Annotated in this window: 19 protein-coding genes; 5 read left to right on the forward strand and 14 right to left on the reverse strand. The window is 61.5% G+C overall.

The window, feature by feature from the left end:
• Nucleotides 1-53: 53 nt before the first annotated feature.
• Nucleotides 54-272 (forward strand): hypothetical protein, encoded by a 219-nt coding sequence (locus CKW09_RS24545; protein ID WP_129544174.1) that lies wholly within the window; start codon nucleotides 54-56, stop codon nucleotides 270-272.
• A 37-nt stretch (nucleotides 273-309) separates the two neighbouring features.
• Here the strand turns inward: CKW09_RS24545 and CKW09_RS11420 are convergent, their stop codons facing one another.
• On the reverse strand, nucleotides 310-573 hold the full coding sequence (locus CKW09_RS11420; RefSeq protein WP_061795567.1) for a DUF3811 domain-containing protein: 264 nt from the start codon (nucleotides 571-573) through the stop codon (nucleotides 310-312).
• 102 nt (nucleotides 574-675) lie between these two features.
• A complete protein-coding gene (locus CKW09_RS11425) occupies nucleotides 676-1,341 on the reverse strand; it encodes an HD domain-containing protein (RefSeq protein ID WP_061795681.1) in 666 nt (221 codons plus the stop codon).
• A gap of 236 nt (nucleotides 1,342-1,577) precedes the next feature.
• Here CKW09_RS11425 and CKW09_RS11430 point away from each other — a divergent pair, with 236 nt between their 5' ends.
• Complete coding sequence (locus tag CKW09_RS11430) at nucleotides 1,578-1,970, forward strand: nuclear transport factor 2 family protein (protein WP_061795568.1); 393 nt, start codon at nucleotides 1,578-1,580, stop codon at nucleotides 1,968-1,970.
• Here the strand turns inward: CKW09_RS11430 and CKW09_RS11435 are convergent.
• Complete coding sequence (locus CKW09_RS11435; RefSeq protein ID WP_061795569.1) at nucleotides 1,967-2,236, reverse strand: hypothetical protein; 270 nt, start codon at nucleotides 2,234-2,236, stop codon at nucleotides 1,967-1,969. The two genes, CKW09_RS11430 and CKW09_RS11435, sit on opposite strands and share 4 nt — an antisense overlap.
• A 95-nt stretch (nucleotides 2,237-2,331) precedes the next feature.
• Complete coding sequence (locus CKW09_RS11440) at nucleotides 2,332-2,709, reverse strand: RidA family protein (RefSeq protein WP_061795570.1); 378 nt, start codon at nucleotides 2,707-2,709, stop codon at nucleotides 2,332-2,334.
• A gap of 172 nt (nucleotides 2,710-2,881) precedes the next feature.
• On the opposite strand from CKW09_RS11440, the gene CKW09_RS11445 reads away from it, so the two are divergent.
• Nucleotides 2,882-3,736, forward strand: a complete 855-nt coding sequence (locus CKW09_RS11445) for an aminoglycoside phosphotransferase family protein (RefSeq protein WP_095097307.1) — start codon at nucleotides 2,882-2,884, stop codon at nucleotides 3,734-3,736.
• On the opposite strand, the gene CKW09_RS11450 is transcribed toward CKW09_RS11445, so the two are convergent.
• Together CKW09_RS11450 and CKW09_RS11455 are read right to left on the reverse strand one after the other, a co-directional pair.
• Nucleotides 3,701-4,204, reverse strand: a complete 504-nt coding sequence (locus CKW09_RS11450; protein WP_061795572.1) for a cupin domain-containing protein — start codon at nucleotides 4,202-4,204, stop codon at nucleotides 3,701-3,703. The two genes, CKW09_RS11445 and CKW09_RS11450, sit on opposite strands and share 36 nt — an antisense overlap.
• A gap of 137 nt (nucleotides 4,205-4,341) precedes the next feature.
• Nucleotides 4,342-5,529, reverse strand: a complete 1,188-nt coding sequence (locus CKW09_RS11455; protein ID WP_095097310.1) for a benzoate/H(+) symporter BenE family transporter — start codon at nucleotides 5,527-5,529, stop codon at nucleotides 4,342-4,344.
• A gap of 116 nt (nucleotides 5,530-5,645) precedes the next feature.
• Between CKW09_RS11455 and CKW09_RS11460 the strand changes: the two genes are divergently transcribed.
• Together CKW09_RS11460 and CKW09_RS11465 are read left to right on the forward strand one after the other, a co-directional pair.
• On the forward strand, nucleotides 5,646-6,209 hold the full coding sequence (locus CKW09_RS11460; protein ID WP_061795574.1) for a helix-turn-helix domain-containing protein: 564 nt from the start codon (nucleotides 5,646-5,648) through the stop codon (nucleotides 6,207-6,209).
• 159 nt (nucleotides 6,210-6,368) lie between these two features.
• Nucleotides 6,369-8,456 carry a prolyl oligopeptidase family serine peptidase gene (locus CKW09_RS11465; protein ID WP_095097313.1) on the forward strand — a complete coding sequence of 696 codons (2,088 nt, stop codon included), beginning with the start codon at nucleotides 6,369-6,371 and terminating at the stop codon, nucleotides 8,454-8,456.
• A gap of 35 nt (nucleotides 8,457-8,491) precedes the next feature.
• Here the strand turns inward: CKW09_RS11465 and CKW09_RS11470 are convergent, their stop codons facing one another.
• The 8 genes from CKW09_RS11470 to rsxG all read right to left on the reverse strand — a co-directional run bounded on the left by CKW09_RS11470 (nucleotide 8,492) and on the right by rsxG (nucleotide 16,160).
• The gene (locus tag CKW09_RS11470; protein ID WP_061795576.1) at nucleotides 8,492-9,895 is read right to left on the reverse strand and encodes a 3-deoxy-7-phosphoheptulonate synthase class II; all 1,404 of its coding nucleotides are present in this window, start codon (nucleotides 9,893-9,895) and stop codon (nucleotides 8,492-8,494) included.
• 73 nt (nucleotides 9,896-9,968) lie between these two features.
• Complete coding sequence (locus CKW09_RS11475) at nucleotides 9,969-10,367, reverse strand: cupin domain-containing protein (RefSeq protein WP_095097316.1); 399 nt, start codon at nucleotides 10,365-10,367, stop codon at nucleotides 9,969-9,971.
• 48 nt (nucleotides 10,368-10,415) lie between these two features.
• Nucleotides 10,416-10,946, reverse strand: a complete 531-nt coding sequence (locus CKW09_RS11480) for a prephenate dehydratase domain-containing protein (protein WP_061795578.1) — start codon at nucleotides 10,944-10,946, stop codon at nucleotides 10,416-10,418.
• 26 nt (nucleotides 10,947-10,972) lie between these two features.
• Nucleotides 10,973-11,674, reverse strand: a complete 702-nt coding sequence (locus CKW09_RS11485; protein WP_095097319.1) for an RraA family protein — start codon at nucleotides 11,672-11,674, stop codon at nucleotides 10,973-10,975.
• A gap of 398 nt (nucleotides 11,675-12,072) precedes the next feature.
• Nucleotides 12,073-13,593: a dipeptide/tripeptide permease DtpA gene (gene dtpA / locus CKW09_RS11490; RefSeq protein ID WP_061795580.1), complete on the reverse strand. Its 1,521-nt coding sequence runs from the start codon at nucleotides 13,591-13,593 to the stop codon at nucleotides 12,073-12,075.
• 601 nt (nucleotides 13,594-14,194) lie between these two features.
• Nucleotides 14,195-14,836, reverse strand: coding sequence for an endonuclease III (gene nth, locus CKW09_RS11495; protein WP_061795581.1), 642 nt, complete (start codon nucleotides 14,834-14,836; stop codon nucleotides 14,195-14,197).
• Nucleotides 14,836-15,534: an electron transport complex subunit E gene (locus CKW09_RS11500; RefSeq protein WP_061795582.1), complete on the reverse strand. Its 699-nt coding sequence runs from the start codon at nucleotides 15,532-15,534 to the stop codon at nucleotides 14,836-14,838. The genes nth and CKW09_RS11500 overlap by 1 nt, the downstream gene beginning before the upstream one ends.
• Nucleotides 15,531-16,160: an electron transport complex subunit RsxG gene (rsxG, locus tag CKW09_RS11505; protein ID WP_061795682.1), complete on the reverse strand. Its 630-nt coding sequence runs from the start codon at nucleotides 16,158-16,160 to the stop codon at nucleotides 15,531-15,533. Before rsxG ends, CKW09_RS11500 begins: the two co-directional genes overlap by 4 nt.

Consider the following 16,160-nt stretch of genomic DNA (forward strand, 5'->3'; position numbering starts at 1 on the left):
GTTCCTTTTGTGTGACCGAGAGAGAAGCCGGATGAGAATACCAGGGGGCAGCGTTGCGTACCGGCCTGTCAGCGCATCTGACGGGACAGCGCGCCGATGGCCAACGCCGGGGTACGGGATGCATCGGAATGGCGCAAGTCAGTCATGGCGGTCTCATGAAAAGTGGATGTCGGCTGATAATGAATATTCTTCATTATGCTGTCAATTTACAACAGCTTGATAACATTGTTATTCATGATGCGCTTGGGCAGATGAGTTTAGCTAATAAATGAAAAATCCCCGCGGCGGCGGGGATTTTCGGCGCAGCGATTAACGCGGAGGGCGCGTGCTGATCGAGGCGGACCAGCTGTAGGTTTCGCCGCTGGGCTTGACCCGATTGGCTTTGCGCTCGGCGCGCGCCGCCTTGGCGATTTTTTCTCTGGCGGCCATGATGCGCGCCACCACCTCGTCCTTGATCTTGTTCTGCTCGGCGTTGGTCAGCGGGCGGCCCTGCTGCTTGCGCGCCTTGTCCAGTTCGGTTTTTACTTCACGTTGCTCGCTTTCGGTCATTTCTTTCAGCGTCAGTTTTTTCATCTATGCAGCCCGTTCGGTGAAGTTGACCGTCAGTGTACAGGATTTATTTGACGGAAGATGTTGTCGACGTAACGGAAATGCCGGGCAGGGCGAAACGCGGCGTTATATCTCGTCCAGCAGCTCGCCGAGAAAACGCCGCATGCGCTCGGTGCGCTGCTGCGCCAGCCGCCGCCCGGCGGCGGTCTGGAACCCTTCCTGCAGCTTGAACAGCTTGGTTTCGAAATGGTCGAGGGTGAAGCGCTTATCGTCGTACTGACGCTGCTGCGCCAGCGGGTCGCCGGCGTCGTACAGCGCGCTGCGCATGCGGCCGCCGATATAAAAGCAGCGCGCCACGCCAATCATGCCGATGGCGTCGAGGCGGTCGGCGTCCTGCAAGATTTTCGCCTCCAGCGTTTCCGGGGCAATGGCGGCGGAGAAGCTGTGCGCCTCGATGGCGTGGGCCACAGCGGCGATATCCTGCGGCTCCCAGCTCAGCTGCGCCAGGGTCAGCGACGCCTTTTCCGCCGCCATGCGCGAGGCCAGGTGCCGCTGGGGCGAGTTCTTTTCGACCGCCACGCAGTCGTGCAGCAGCACCGCGGCGCAGAGCCGGCGACGATCGCCGCCTTCCCGCTCGCTGATATGGCGACAGTTCTTCCATACCCGGTGCAGATGAGCCACGTCGTGCGAGCCGTCGTCAGAGTCGAGGGTCAGCGGCAGCAGGGCCTGCGCCAGCGTCTCATAGGGCGAGAACGGCTGCAGCAGCGCTGGCGAAAGAGGGGATAAATGCACGTTTTGCTCCTGGTTGGCGGAAATCGTCAATAATCATGGCAGCCGCAGATGCCATAAAAATGACGCTGAGGGCGGCGTATTGTTTACCCTATTGCAACGGACTATTGCCATATCCACGGTTTTTATCATGGAATAAGCAACCTACAATGGCGTGATTCCGGTCGGTGCCGCTTGGTGTTAGCACTGTGTCTGCGGCGGCTGGCCGGAATATCCCGCAAAGCCACAGGAGAAAAGACATGCCAACCCATCTTGAGATCGTCCGCGCCACCTATGAAGGCAGTTCCGAAGAGAATGGCCGCAACCTGCTGGCGGCGCTGGCGCCCGACGCCGAGTGGACCGAAGCCGCCGGATTCCCCTACGCCGGCACCTACGTGGGCCCGGAGGCGATCGTCAAAAATGTGCATCAGCGTTTGGGCACCGAGTGGCAGGGTTACCGCGCCGACGTCGACCACTTCTATGACGCCGGCGACAACGTGATTGCCCAGGGTTTCTATCATGGCACCTATCGGGCTACCGGCAAGTCCTTCAGCGCGTCGTTCGCGCATATTTATACGCTGCGCGACGGCAAGATAGTCAAGTTCGTGCAGGTGGTCGACAGCGCCAAAGTGCTGGAAGCCATGCGGCCCTAAAGGCCGCTGCGCTTGCCGAATTTGCGGTCGTATTCGCGCCGGTAGCCGCGGGCGCGGTTGCGATCGCGGATCCATAAATAGCCGCACACCAGCGCGACCGCCCCCGAAAAGGTGACGTTGCGCATATCCCGGTCATACCAAAACACCAGCAGCGCATCCAGCGCAGCGATAAAGGCAATCCATTTGTACATATGGGATTGACGCCGCGTGGCGGCGTTAAGTCGCTTTAACTGTCTGGCCTCGTGCAGCACCGGCTTCGGTTGCATAACGTCTCGTCTAATAATTGTCTTGGCGATAAATTAGCAGAATCCGCCCGAGCGCCGCAAAGGTTAACGCAGGCCGCCGCACGATAGCGCCGGCATCACAACGCCATGATCGCCTCTATCTCCACGCTGACCTGCGGCGAAAACAGGGCGCTGACCGCCATCAGGGAACAGGCCGGCAGCGCGCCGTCAAAATAATCGAACAGCACCGGGCGCACCGCAGGCAGCGCGGCGATGTCGGTCAAAAAGACGCCGATCTTGATCAGCGCCTTCAAATTAGTGCCTTCTTCCGCGGCGATGGTCGCCAGCTGTTCCAGAATCGCCTGGGTCTGCTGCGCCGCAGCCTGGCCCTGCGCCTCGGTGGCGAACGCCGTCAAGCCGGAGACATACAGCAGATCGCCGTGGCGCACCGCGTGCACATAAGGCCCGCCCGGCGTGGGCAACTGCGGATAATTAATGCGTTTTAATGACGTCATGGTAAAACCCCTCGCGAGATTTATTAAAAAAAGCGGCAAACTTGGTTAGGATAACTGGCGCAACGCCGGTAAATCGCGGCGATCTATCGTATCACTCACATCTGTTTTCCTGTGCCGTCCGCTTCACGCAATGAGCAATCGGCGGGGATCACCGCAACAAGGTCAGGGGCCAATGAACCGGGCATTTATACCCTATATGCAACGCTGGCGGCTGGAGCCGGACGGCCAGGCCTTCGAAACCCACAGCAGCCTGCTGATGCCGGTGCGCTATCGCGGGGACGCCGCCATGCTGAAAATCGCCCGCGAACAGGAAGAGAAATTTGGCGGCCGGCTGATGTGCTGGTGGCGGGGCGAAGGCGCGGCGCGGGTGCTGGCATGGCATGAAGACGGCATCTTGCTGGAGCGCGCCCAGGGCAGCGGTTCGCTGGCGCAGCTGGTACGCGACGGCGATGACGCCCAGGCGACGGCGATCCTGTGCCGGGTCATCGCCGGCCTGCATGCTCCCCGTCCGCAACCCTTGCCGGAACTGATCCCGCTGCACCAGTGGTTCAACTCGCTGTGGCCTGCGGCGCAGGCGCACGGCGGCATGCTGCGCCTCAGCGCCACCGCGGCGGCCGAGTTGCTGACCAGCCCGCGGGAGGAAGGGGTGCTGCACGGCGATATTCATCATGACAACGTGCTGGACTTCGGCGAACGCGGCTGGTTGGCGATCGATCCCAAACGACTGTACGGCGAGCGCGGTTTCGATTACGCCAATATTTTCTGCAATCCCAATTACGGCATCGCCACCGACCCGGCGGTTTTTCAGCGCCGGGTGGAGCAGATTTGTCGGCTGGCGGGGTTGGATCGCCGCCGTCAGCTGCAGTGGATCCTGGCCTGGTCGGGGCTCTCCGCCGCCTGGTTTATGGAGGACGGCGAAGCGGCCGACATCGACTTCCGCGTGGCCGAGCTGGCGGCGCGCGCGCTGGGCCTGGCGCTGCCGGACGGTGATTCAGGGTTCATCCTGCCAGTAATCGAGCGAGGCTGAGGGGCGCTGCAGATACCGCACCGGTTCGCCGTCGCCGCCGCGCCCGCTAGCCTGATATTTGCCTGAGTCCGGATATTCCACCAGTTCGGGCTGCTCCCGGGTGCTGACCGACAGGTATTTCAGCGGCGCATCCGAGGTGTTGATGATTTGATGCGGATATTCCGGGCCCGGCGGGATAAAAATGATATCGCCGCTGACGATCGGCAGCCGCTCTCCGGCAACCCGCAAGGTGCCGCTGCCTTGCAGAATGATGAACATCTCCTCCTGCGCGTAGTGAAAGTGGTAGGGGCAGGAACGCATGCCCGGCGCCACCCAATCGATGGAGGCGCCCAGCTTCTCTGCTGCGGTGCCGGTGCCGAGACGGGCGCCGACGCTGTCATACAGCGGCGCCCGTTGCTCGCGGCGTGTCTCTGCCCGATCGAAATTGCGGATCAGGCGCTGGGCTAACTGCGCGGCTTTCTCATTCATAGGCTCTCTCGTGACGCTGTCACCTGCCGGTTGACGATGGCGAGGGCAAATCCGTCCCCCGTCTTCAGGTAAATCGCTGCTGAGCACCTCAAGTGAAGGCGCCGCCGCGTGTCTTGTCAACGTCATGTGCACGTTTTTCACGGCGCGGGCGTGCGCCGCGGCAGCGAGAGCAGCAGGTGGGCGATGGCGCCGCCGATAATGCCCCAAAAAGCGGAACCGACCCCCAGCAGCGTCACGCCGGAGGCGGTGATCAAAAAGGCGATCAAGGCCGCGTCGCGTTGCCTCTCGTCGTGCAGGGCGCGTTGCAGGCTGCCGCCGATGGTGCCCAGCAGCGCCAGCCCGGCGATGGTCTGGATCAGCGCCGCCGGCAGCGCGCTGAACAGCATGCCGATGGCGCCGCCGAACAGCCCGGCCAGCAGGTAGAAGGCGCCGGCGGCGACCGCGCCCATATAGCGGCGCTGCGGGTCGGGGTGCACGTCCGGCCCCATGCAGATAGCGGCGGTGATGGCGGCGATGCACACCGAGAATCCGCCGAACGGCGCCAGCAGCAGGGCGGTCAGCGCGGTCCAGCCGATCAGGGGCGACGTCGGCACGCTGTAGCCGGCCGCCTTCAGCGTGGCGATGCCGGGGGCGTTTTGCGACGCCATGGTCACCACGAAGAACGGCACGCCGATGCCCAGCAGCGTCGACGCGCTGAAGTGCGGGGTGATAAATTCCGGCATGGCGAGGGCCCACGGCTGTTGGGCCAGGTGAATATTGCCCTGCAGCGCGGCGATGGCCAACCCGCTCAGCAAGGTCAAGACGATGGCATAGCGCGCCAGATAGCGGCGGCTGAGCAGGTACGCCAACCCCATGCCGGCGCTGAGGGCGAAGTTAACCTGCAGCGAGGCGAAAGCGTCCAGGCCGAAGCGCAGCAAAATGCCCGCCAGCATCGCGGCGGAGATCGCCTGCGGAATAAAGTCCATCAGCCGGGCGAACAGGCCGGTCACGCCGCACAGCAGGATCAGCCCGGAGGCGAAGATGAAGACGCCGATCGCCTCATTTAGCGGGGTGCCGGGCAGGCTGGTTACCAGCAGCGCCGCGCCGGGCGTCGACCAGGCGGTCAGGATCGGCGTGCGGTAATACAGCGAAAGGCCAAGCGAAGTGACGCCCATCCCCAGCCCCAGCGCGCTCAGCCAGCCGCCGATCTGCAGCGGCGTGGCGCCCGCGGCGGCGGCGGCCTGGAAGATGATCGCGGCGGAGCTGGTGTAACCGACCAGCACGGCGACAAAACCGGCCATGACGGCGGGCAGCGTCAGATGACGCAGGGAAAGGGCTGGGCGCATGGCGGGCTCCGGGAATGATGATTCGTGCGTTATAACGCACAGCGAAAATCAGCATAGCATCGTGCGTTATAGCGCACAAGTGGCTATAATCGCCGCCAAAAGCAGCGGGAGACATTATGCAGGAACTGACCGGCCATTTGGCGCACACCCTTCGCACGCTGCGCGCTCAGCGCGGCTGGAGCCTGACGCAGGCGGCCGCGCATACCGGCGTCAGCAAGGCGATGCTCGGGCAGATTGAACGCGGCGAGTCCAGCCCGACGGTGGCGACGTTGTGGAAGATCGCCACCGGTTTCAACGTGGCGTTTTCGGCCTTTCTCGAGGCTGCGCCGCTGCAGCAGCAGGCCGCGCTGCACCGCTACGGCGATTTGCCGGTGTTCGACCAGCACAATGCCGATATGCGCGTGGTGCCGCTGTTCCCGTTCGACAGGCAGCTGGGTTTCGACATGTTTGTCATCGATCTGGCGCCCGGGGCGCTCAGCGAATCTTCGCCCCATGAGCCGGGCGTCATCGAGCACGTGATCGTCATCAGCGGCCGGCTGGAGCTGGCGATCGACGGCCAATGGCACCGTCTGGCCGCCGGCGAGGCGATGCGTTTTCAGGCCGATCGGCCGCACGCCTACCGCAATGCCGGCCAGCAATCGGTGCGCATTCACGATCTGATCCACTATCCTAAATCCTGACTCAACGCCCTGGGCGCAGCCTTTGACTCTGCGCCGCCAAACGCCTACCTTGTTGAAAATGACTCTTATTTCTCGGCCAAAAGGAGCTTGATTTTGCCGGTCAGCAATCGACGTCAGTTTATTAAACTCAGCGCACAAACCGCAGGAGCCGTATTCGCGATGACTTCATTACCCAACAGTATCCGCCTGGCGATGGCGGCGGAAGGCGGCAGCGCCGCCGGCGATGAATTCCTGTGGCTGGAAGAGCTGCAGGGCAAGGCCGCGCAGCAATGGGTGCAGCGGGAAAACCAGCGCACCGCCGCGCGTTTTGCGCAGGGAGAGGGCTTCCACCAGCTGGAGCGGCAGGTGCTGGATATCCTCAATAAGGACACCCAGATCCCCTGGATCAGCAAACGCGGCGACTACTACTACAACTTCTGGCAGGATCAGGCCAACCCGCGCGGCCTGCTGCGCCGCACGACGCTGGCGGAATACCGCAAGGCCAGGCCGGCGTGGGAAACCGTGCTGGACATCGACGCGCTGGGCAAGGCTGAGGGCAAGGACTGGGTGTATCACGGTTCGCAGCCGCTGGCGCCGGAATACCGCTATTGCCTGATGGAACTGTCGCCGGACGGCGGCGACGCCACCGAAATTCGCGAGTTCGACCTGATCGCGAAGGCCTTCGTGAAGGACGGATTCCGGCTGCCGGTGGCCAAAAGCCAGGCGTCGTGGATCGATAAAGACACGCTGTTTATCGCCACCGATTTCGGCCCCGGATCCATGACCCAGTCCGGCTACGCGCGCATCGCCAAGCGCTGGCGCCGCGGCACGCCGCTGAGCGCCGCCGAAACCCTGTACCAGGCGCAGCCGGAGGATATGGCGGTATTCGCCTATCACGATCGCACGCCGGGCTTCGAGCGCGACTACGTTGGCCGCAGCCTGGATTTTTACCGTCGCGAAAGCTTCTTGCTGACCGCGCAGGGCCGGCAGATCAAGATTGAGATCCCGGAAGACGCCGAATTCGATACCCACCGCGAATGGCTGCTGATCAAGCCGAGCAGCGACTGGCTGGTGGGCGGCAAGCGCTATCCGTCCGGCGCGCTGCTGGCGGCCAACTTCGACGACTATCTGGCCGGCAAGCGTGAGCTGCAGGTGCTGTTCACCCCCAATGAGCAGATGGCGCTGAGCGGCTACAGCGGCACGCGCGGGAGTCTGATCCTCAGCATTATGGATAACGTGGTGAACCGCCTGGAGGTGCTGACGCCGCACGGCGACGGCTGGCAGCGGCGGCCACTGGGCAACCCGGGCGCCATCAGCACCATTTCCGCCGGCGGCATCGATGAGGAAACCAACGATTATTTCCTGACCATCGGCGGCTTCCTGCAGCCGACCTCGCTGTACATGGGCAACCTCGACGGCGGTGAGGCGGAGCTGCTGAAGCAGGGGCCGCAGGACTTCGACGCCGGCGGCTATCAGGTCAGCCAGCACTTCGCCCGTTCGAAAGACGGCACCCGGGTGCCGTACTTCCAGATCGCCGCCAAAGCGCTCAGGCTGGACGGCAGCAATCCGACGCTGCTGTATGGCTACGGCGGTTTTGAAGTGCCGCTGCTGCCGGGCTACATGGGCAGCAAGGCGCCAACCTGGCTGGAGCGCGGCGGGGTGTACGTGGTGGCCAATATCCGCGGCGGCGGCGAATATGGGCCGGCCTGGCACCAGGCGGCGCTCAAGCAGCATCGCCACCGCGCCTATGAGGACTTCGCCGCGGTGGCGGAAGATCTGATTGCGCGAAAGGTGACGTCGTCACAGCATCTGGGGGCGCGCGGCGGCAGCAACGGCGGGCTGCTGGTCGGCAACATGCTGACGCAGTATCCGCAGCTGTTCGGCTGCATCGTTTGCGAAGTGCCGCTGCTCGACATGCAGCGCTACACCCAACTTTCCGCCGGCGCCTCGTGGATTGCCGAGTACGGCGATCCGTCCAGGCCGGAGCAGTGGGCCTATATCAAGAGCTTCTCGCCGTACCATAACATCAAGACGCAGGTGGCCTACCCGCCGGTGCTGTTCTACACCGCCACCAGCGACGACCGGGTTAACCCGGCGCACGCGCGCAAGATGGCGGCGCGCATGCAGCAGATGGGCTACCAGCAGGTGTATTTCTATGAGAATACCGAGGGCGGGCACAGCGCGGCGGCCGATAAGAAGCAGGCGGCGTTCCACAGCGCGCTGGTCAGCGAATTTATGTGGGCCAGCCTGAGCGGCAAACCGGCCTGAGCCGCGGCAATCGCCGCCGCTCGGGCCGCGTCGCCTCAGGCGGTGTTTTGCCAGGACTTGCCCAACAGGAAAGCCAGCTCCAGCGCCTGGGTCCGGTTGAGGCGCGGATCGCAGGCGGTGTAATAGCGGTGGGATAAATCCCGGTCGCTGATTTGCTGCATCCCGCCGGTACACTCGGTCACTTCCAGGCCGGTCATTTCAACGTGCAGGCCCCCGGGATGGACGCCGTGCCGATGCATCATGGCGGTAAACGCCTGGGTTTCCGCCACTATGGTGGCGAAGGCGCGGGTTTTGTGGCCGGAGCCCGCGGTGCGGGTATTGCCGTGCATCGGATCGATCAGCCAAATCACCGGGTGGCCGGAGGCCTTAACGGCCTGGATCAGCGCAGGGAGCCTGGCGTCGATCTGCGTCAGGCCCATGCGGGCGATCAGCAGGATTTTCCCCGGCGTGCCCTGCGGATCTAGCCGCTTCAGCAGGCCGAGCAGCCTGGCCTGGGTCATCGCCGGGCCGCATTTGATGCCGACGGGGTTGGCGATGCCGCGCAGGTATTCGACATGGGCAAAATCGACATCGCCGGTGCGTTCCCCCAGCCACAGCATGTGCGCAGAACAGTTATACCAGCCGCCGTGGGCGAGATCCCGGCGGGTTAACGCTTCCTCATAATTGAGCAGCAGCGCTTCGTGGCTGGTCAGCAGCGGCTGGCGCGGCGGCTGGCGCTTGACGCGGCGGTAGCAGTCCTGCAGCTGCGCGCGCAGCGTGCGGTAGTATTGCTCGGTCACGCCGGGGTGAAGGCTCTCCTGCCGCTGCGCGGCGTACAACGAAAAGACCGAGTTATCCAGCGCCCGCAACAGATTCAGGGTCGAGGCCGAGTGGTGATAGGCGCGCAGCATGCGCAGCGGATCCGGCGTGCGGCCGTGGGCGCTGAACTCGCGGCCGTTGATAATCTCGCCGCGGAAGCTGGGCAGGGTGAGCTCACCGACGGTTTCTTCCGGCTGGCTGCGCGGTTTGGCGAACTGTCCGGCGATGCGGCCGATTTTCAGCACCGGCAGCCCGGTAGCCTGATGAATCAACGCCGCCATCTGCTCCATGGTCAGAACGTGATCGCGCACCGAGGTGGTCTGACAATCGGCGAACGATTCGGCGCAGTCGCCGCCCTGCAGCAGGAAGGCGCGCCCTTCGGCGATCTGGGCCAGCTGCTGCTGACAGTGGCGTATTTCGCCGGCCAACACCAACGGCGGGCTCTGCTGCAGCTGCCGCTCGCAGTATTGCAACGCGCAGGCGTCCGGATAAACCGGCTGCTGTTTCGCCGGGAAACGCCGCCATGACGCGGGCGACCAGTCCTCATGCTGCGCCGGCGGCGCAGGGGGATTACGACAGGATAATTCTCGCTCCCGGTGAAATTCACCGGTCAGCACGTCAATATCATGGTTGAATATCATGATGCTCACTCACTGAAAGAACAGCGGAACAGGGCCACGGCAGGCCGACGTGGGCAGCGTTTGCTGCTCAGCGTCAGTCGGCGCGCTGCGATTGGGTCAGGTAGGTTTCGGTGACGCCGTTTTGCCTGGCCACGTAATCCTCGCGCACCGGCGTATAGACATCCAGCACCTCAGAATCCTCCAGCGCTTCGGCGTGGTGCACCGCCCAGGAGGGGATAACGAAGGTGTCGCCCGCGTGCAGATACAGGGTGCGGCCATCGACGGTCAGGCGCAGCGCGCCTTGCAGGATGGTGGTGGCGGTTTCGTGCAGGTGCTGGTGTTCGGGGATCCTGGCGCCGGGCTTGAATTGCCAAAACGCCAGGGTAAAGCCGGTGCCGTGCACAAAGCGGGCGGTAATCTTGCTTTCGGTGCCTTCCGGGCGCTGCAGATCCATATCGTAGGGCACCATTTCACTGCCTAAATGTAAGCTCATAATAATATCTGCCTCTCATGTGTTTAAGGTTTAGGGTAATAGCCTGAATCAGGCGATTTTTGCGTGGATGGAGAAACCCATCGGCACCGGGCCAAAATCGGCCAAAACGGTCAGGCCGCAGCGGTTGGCGGAGATATCGGTGGAAATGCAGGCGTCGACCGCATTCGCCGCGCATTGACGCGCCGCTTCGCTGTTGGAATTAAACAGCCTGATGGACAGCTGGGTATTGATGCCCGGCACCTGGCGAATTAAATCCTGCGGCGCCGGATGAGAACCCACGGTTCTGATTTCACCCGGCTTTTGGCCCTTGCCGGCGAAAACCATATTGTGGGTGTCCATGACAAAACAATCTATCAGCTTTAAATGACTGAGGTTTTTAAACACCAGGTGATGAAGCTGAGGATAAACGATGCAGCCCAGCAAAATATCGGCGCCGTCGGTATCATTCATGTATTTGGCCGCATCCTCCAGCGTCTGGTGTAATTTAACCTCGCCGCGATGGCCGTTATTTTTCAGCCACAGGTGCGCCGCTTTTTCGCAATTGGTGCCCGCCGGTCCCAGCGTATGGACAGTTATCATGATTTATCTCGTCAATAATGTAAGGGTTAAATTCTGCCGGTGATATTAATCAGCTCGGGCAGGCGTGCGCCCTGTCTGATTTTCTCCAGCATGGCGTTTTCCGTGCTGTCGATGGCCAGCGCCTGCTGCAGCAGTTGCGCCGTCAGCGCCAGCGGCACCACCACCGTGCCGTTGACGTCCGAGACCATCAAATCGCCGCTTTGCACCGTAACCTGTTCTATCTGGCACTGGGTGCCGGTTTCCGCCACCCAGTAAGCGCCCTGGGTATCGGTGGGAATGGGGTTGCTGGCGAGCACCGGCATCGCCAGCCGCTCAAGTTCGCGCAGGTCGCGCACCGCGCCGCCCAGCACCACGCCGGCGAAGCCCAGCTGTTCGAAGTAGGTGCAGCTCATGCCGCCGGCCAGCGCGGCATGGGTCAGCAGCGGCCCGGCGCCGGCGACGTAGACCAGGCCTGCGCCGCTGTGCAGCTCGGGCACCAAAAAGCGACTGACCTGCGACCAGGTGGCGGGCTGCGCTTGCAGGATGTCGCTGCCTTTGCGCACCATTCTCCAGCTGACGGTATAAGCCTGGGCGGCAAAATAATGGTCGGGCGCATTGATGGCCCGTATTTTTGGCGTCAGCGCATCACCGGCCTGCAGACCGTCAAGAATATCAATAACCGTAGAACTGCTTATTTTTCTTGATCTAAATTCCGCCAACAGCTGAGGCGATATTAATTCAAATGACATAATTGACGATCCTCTCTTTAAAAGAGCGCCGACGCGGCCGGGATATTACGGCCGCGCGGCATCACCGCTAAACAGGCGGGCTGCTGCCATGGCGAATAGCCATGAAGTTTTCAATGGATTAAGGAATAGGATTAATTATAAATTTAGTCAATGCGTTTATGTTATTTATTTTTTTAATTGCAGGGCGGATGGGGTAATGGTAATAAAGTCAATCAGCTATGGCCGATTAATTTTTAACGACAATTCCAGATGGGAACATTATTATTGGAATAACGATTAATTAATGATTTATTGTTTTTTATATAATTCGGCGATGAAAGGCCGGGGGAGCCAGGCGCAACGGCAAAAAAAAAACGGGGCGGCAAGCCCCGTTGGTCATGATTAGCGCCCAGAGGCGATCAGTTGGCGGCAGCGGCTTCCTGCGCCTTCTGGTTAGCGTCTTCGGCGGTATCCAGCGTCATGCGGTACAGCTTCGGCGCGGTCAGCATCATCAGGATGGCGATCGCCGCGGTGGCGATGCCGATTTGCATAAACACGTGGCTGTAGATGGCCAGCGAAGCATGCGCATCGTTGATGTCGCCTGGCACCGCGGTCAGGCCGGCCACCTTGCCGGCGATCAGCGCGGCGGCGGCGGTGGTCAGGAACCAGGAGCCCATGATGAAGCCCATCAGGCGTTGCGGCACCAGCTGCGCCACCATCGCCAGGCCCAGGCCGGAGATCATCAGCTCGCCGATGCTCTGCAGCGCGTAGCTGAGGATCAGCCAGTTAACCGAGACGATGCCCTGTTCGTTGGCGAAGCTGGCGCCCCATGGCAGCACCAGGAAGGCGCAGGAGCACAGGATCATGCCGAAGGCGAACTTGTGCGGCATCGGCAGGCGGTCGCCCATCTTGTTGTACAGCGCGGCCAGAATGGGGCTGGCCAGCATGATCCAGAACGGGTTCAGCGCCTGATACTGCTCGGGTTCAAAGGCGATGCCGAGGATGCTGTGCTCCACGTTGTGGATGGCGAAGAAGTTCAGCGAGGTCGGCATCTGGCTATACAGCACAAAGAATACCACCGCTTCCAGCATCAGCAGGAAGGCGACGATCATCTTGCGGCGTGCGGCGCCGTGCAGCGCGAAGGTCTCTTTGGCGAACACGATGACGATGCCGACAGAGATGATCGCCAGCGCCCAGCGGGCTATCGTCTGGTTGTGCAGCAGCCAGCTGGACACCAGGATCAGCGCGACCACGCCGACCAGCACCATCAGCAGTTTTGGCAGGTGCAGCGGCTTGAAGTCCGGCTTGGAACCGTGCTGTTTCACCCACTTGTGGCAGAACATAAAGTTGACCAGAGTGATCAGCATGCCCACCACGCTGAGGGAGAAGGCGACGCTCCAGCCGTATTTCGCCGCCAGCCACGGGGTGGCCAGCATCGAGAAGAAGGAACCGATGTTCACCGACATATAGTACATGGTGAACGCGCCATCGAGACGCGGGTCGTCTTTCTCATAGCAGGTAGACAACAGGGACGACGGGTTGGCCTTGAACAGGCCGCTGCCCACGGCGATGGTCGCCATGCCCAGATAAACCCAGAAGATCTCGTGGCCGGAGTAGGCCACCATGGCGTAACCGGCGGCCAGCACCAGCGCGCCCAGCACGATCACGCGCTTGGAGCCCAGCACCTTGTCGCCCAGCCAGCCGCCGATGGCGACGAAGCCGTACACCAGCGCGCTGAAAGAAGAGAACAGGGTGATGGAGTCGGCTTCGCTCAGGCCAAGCATCTTGACCAGATAAACCGCCATGATGCCCTGCAGGCCGTAATAACCGAAGCGTTCCCAGAGTTCGATCGAGAAGATCAGGTAGAACGCCTTAGGCTGTTTGAAGGCGTTGAGACTCACGCTCTCCGGTTGTTTGCTGTTGTTGTTTGCTGTTGACACTGGTACCTCTGTTTTTTCGCAGCCCGACTCAAGCAGACGGGAAAGTGCAAAAGGTGATGCGGAACTGCATCCTTCTGCGTTGTTATAGGATGGAATGACGGCGGTTAATGTTCACTATCTTTGTCAACGAGGCAAGCAGTTTGTCATATTCGGTTACATATAACGGCGGCGGGATTATGCAGCGATGTTGCAAATGTTATGCAGTATTAACGTTTGAGTTTGTCTGCTTTGCCGATTTTTTATTTCGATTAAAAGCTATACGAAATTTAAACAGGGATATATTCTGCTGAGCTGCGTTTTTTTGGTTCATCGAAGTGGTGGTGGTGAATAATCCATTGAATTGTTGTGCATATAGTGGATTTGGCAAAATTATGAAAAACAAGACGCGGTGGGCTGGCATTTGTGAACGCATTGTGATCGTTAAAGCGTGATGCCGACCGCAATTTTTAACTAATTTTCCGCTTGAAAATAACTCTGAGATGGGATTTTCGCTGAAATCCGCGATAACGCCGGGGTTACTGCTGCGTGATATCACATTTTTGATAAAAAATAAGGCGCTGAGCGCCAGAGGCGGGACGGGGCGCACATGGCGCCCGCAGGATCAGGCGTCGGGGTAAACCTTCTCGTTAAACTCGCACAGGTCTTCGATAATGCAGGAGCCGCAACGCGGTTTTCTCGCGATGCAGGTATAGCGGCCGTGCAGGATCAGCCAGTGGTGGCAGTCGACCTTGAACTCGGCGGGCACCACTTTCAGCAGCTTCTCCTCCACCAGATCGACGTTCTTGCCCGGCGCGAAGCGCGTGCGGTTGCACACCCGAAAGATATGGGTATCCACGGCGATGGTCGCCCAGCCAAAGGCGGTGTTGAGCACCACGTTGGCGGTTTTGCGGCCCACCCCCGGCAGCGCTTCCAGCGCGGCGCGGTCTTCCGGCACTTCACCGCCGTGCAGCTCCAGCAGCATGCGGCAGGTTTTAATGACGTTCTCGGCCTTGCTGTTGAACAGGCCGATAGTCTTGATGTATTCCTTCACGCCGTCGACGCCCAGCGCCAGCATGGCGGCGGGGGTGTTGGCGACCGGATAGAGCTTCGCGGTGGCCTTGTTGACGCTGACGTCGGTGGCCTGCGCGGAGAGCAGCACCGCGATCAGCAACTCAAACGGCGTGGTGTACACCAGTTCGGTAGTCGGGTGCGGGTTGTTGTCCCGCAGGCGGGTGAGAATTTCCAGTCGTTTTTGCTTGTTCATCAGGCCTTCTCCGCGCGTCCCGGCTGCAGCGCGGGTGGGTTCACGGTGGCCTGAGCCTTGCGCGCCTTCATTTTTTCGTCGATCAGGTATTTCACCGCCAGCAGCAGCCCCAGGCCGATAAAGGCGCCCGGCGGCAGCATCGCCAGCAGGAACGGGCTGTCGAAGTGCACCACTTCGATACGCAGCACCTTGGCCCAACTGCCCAGCAGCATGTCGGCGCCGTCGAACAGGGTGCCGTTGCTCAGCAGTTCGCGCATCGAACCCAGCGTCACCATAACGCCGGTGGCGCCCAGGCCGATGGCCAGGCCATCCAGCGCCGACAGGCCGACCGGTTTCCTGGCGGCCACCGCTTCGGCGCGGCCCACCACGATGCAGTTGGTGACGATCAACGGAATAAAGATCCCCAGCGACTGGTACAGGCCGAAGGCGTAGGCGTTGATCAGCATCTGCACGATGCTCACCACCGCGGCGATGATCATCACGTAGATCGGGATGCGCACTTCGCTCGGCACCCAGCGGCGCACCGCGGAGATGGAGCTGTTGGTCAGCACCAGCACCAGCGTGGTGGCCAGGCCCAGGCCGAGGGCGTTGGTCACGGTGGAGGTCACGGCCAGCAGCGGACACATCCCCAATAGCTGCACCAGGGCGGAGTTGTTTTTCCACAACCCCTGGACAATCAGATCTTTTGCTTCACTCATTCGCTGGCTCCACAGGCAGGTAAGCTCTCAAGTTTAGGCGGCAGCGTTTCCATATACAACGCCGTACGGCGCACCGCGTTCACTACCGCACGCGGGGTGATGGTGGCGCCGGTGAATTGATCGAACATGCCGCCGTCCTTCTTCACCGCCCAGCGTTTGTCGTCCGGGCCTTCGATTTTCTGGCCGCTGAAGAAGGCGATCCAGTTCGAAATGCGCAGCTCAATCTTGTCGCCGAGGCCGGGGGTCTCATGGTGTTCGATCACCCGGGTGCCGAGCACGGTGCCGCTGAAATCGGCGCCGACCAGCAGCTGAATGGCGCCCGAGTAGCCGTCCGGCGCGGTGGTTTCCAGCGCCGCGGCGCTCGGTTGGCCGCTCTTGCGCGCCAGATACAGGCGATGCGGCGCGCCGTTGCCCAGCGCCGGATCGCTAACCAGGAAACACTCGGCCTGCATGTCGTTGTCGTAGTATTCCGGCGGCACCACCTGATCGAACAGCGCTTTTTGCTGCAGCGTCGCCTGATGGGCGATGGTTTTTTGCGTCAGGCCGTTGACCACCGCGGTCAGGCCGGTGGTCACCGCGGCAAACACCGCCAGCGTGGTGCCATGCTTTCTCATTGACTTCAGCAT

The organism is Serratia ficaria (assembly GCF_900187015.1).
GTDB classification, from domain to species: domain Bacteria; phylum Pseudomonadota; class Gammaproteobacteria; order Enterobacterales; family Enterobacteriaceae; genus Serratia; species Serratia ficaria.

What these genes read in the sequence shown, in the direction of transcription:
- CKW09_RS11460 (WP_061795574.1), top strand. Translation starts at nt 5,646, where the DNA reads ATGCAGGAACTGACCGGCCATTTGGCGCACACCCTTCGCACGCTGCGC.
- CKW09_RS11440 (WP_061795570.1), bottom strand. Translation starts at nt 2,709, where the DNA reads ATGACGTCATTAAAACGCATTAATTATCCGCAGTTGCCCACGCCGGGC.
- CKW09_RS11485 (WP_095097319.1), bottom strand. Translation starts at nt 11,674, where the DNA reads ATGTCATTTGAATTAATATCGCCTCAGCTGTTGGCGGAATTTAGATCA.
- CKW09_RS11420 (WP_061795567.1), bottom strand. Translation starts at nt 573, where the DNA reads ATGAAAAAACTGACGCTGAAAGAAATGACCGAAAGCGAGCAACGTGAA.
- CKW09_RS11430 (WP_061795568.1), top strand. Translation starts at nt 1,578, where the DNA reads ATGCCAACCCATCTTGAGATCGTCCGCGCCACCTATGAAGGCAGTTCC.
- CKW09_RS11465 (WP_095097313.1), top strand. Translation starts at nt 6,369, where the DNA reads ATGACTTCATTACCCAACAGTATCCGCCTGGCGATGGCGGCGGAAGGC.
- CKW09_RS11455 (WP_095097310.1), bottom strand. Translation starts at nt 5,529, where the DNA reads ATGCGCCCAGCCCTTTCCCTGCGTCATCTGACGCTGCCCGCCGTCATG.
- CKW09_RS11450 (WP_061795572.1), bottom strand. Translation starts at nt 4,204, where the DNA reads ATGAATGAGAAAGCCGCGCAGTTAGCCCAGCGCCTGATCCGCAATTTC.
- CKW09_RS11480 (WP_061795578.1), bottom strand. Translation starts at nt 10,946, where the DNA reads ATGATAACTGTCCATACGCTGGGACCGGCGGGCACCAATTGCGAAAAA.
- CKW09_RS11500 (WP_061795582.1), bottom strand. Translation starts at nt 15,534, where the DNA reads ATGAGTGAAGCAAAAGATCTGATTGTCCAGGGGTTGTGGAAAAACAAC.
- CKW09_RS11435 (WP_061795569.1), bottom strand. Translation starts at nt 2,236, where the DNA reads ATGCAACCGAAGCCGGTGCTGCACGAGGCCAGACAGTTAAAGCGACTT.
- CKW09_RS11445 (WP_095097307.1), top strand. Translation starts at nt 2,882, where the DNA reads ATGAACCGGGCATTTATACCCTATATGCAACGCTGGCGGCTGGAGCCG.
- CKW09_RS11470 (WP_061795576.1), bottom strand. Translation starts at nt 9,895, where the DNA reads ATGATATTCAACCATGATATTGACGTGCTGACCGGTGAATTTCACCGG.
- rsxG (WP_061795682.1), bottom strand. Translation starts at nt 16,160, where the DNA reads ATGCTGAAGTCAATGAGAAAGCATGGCACCACGCTGGCGGTGTTTGCC.
- nth (WP_061795581.1), bottom strand. Translation starts at nt 14,836, where the DNA reads ATGAACAAGCAAAAACGACTGGAAATTCTCACCCGCCTGCGGGACAAC.
- CKW09_RS11475 (WP_095097316.1), bottom strand. Translation starts at nt 10,367, where the DNA reads ATGAGCTTACATTTAGGCAGTGAAATGGTGCCCTACGATATGGATCTG.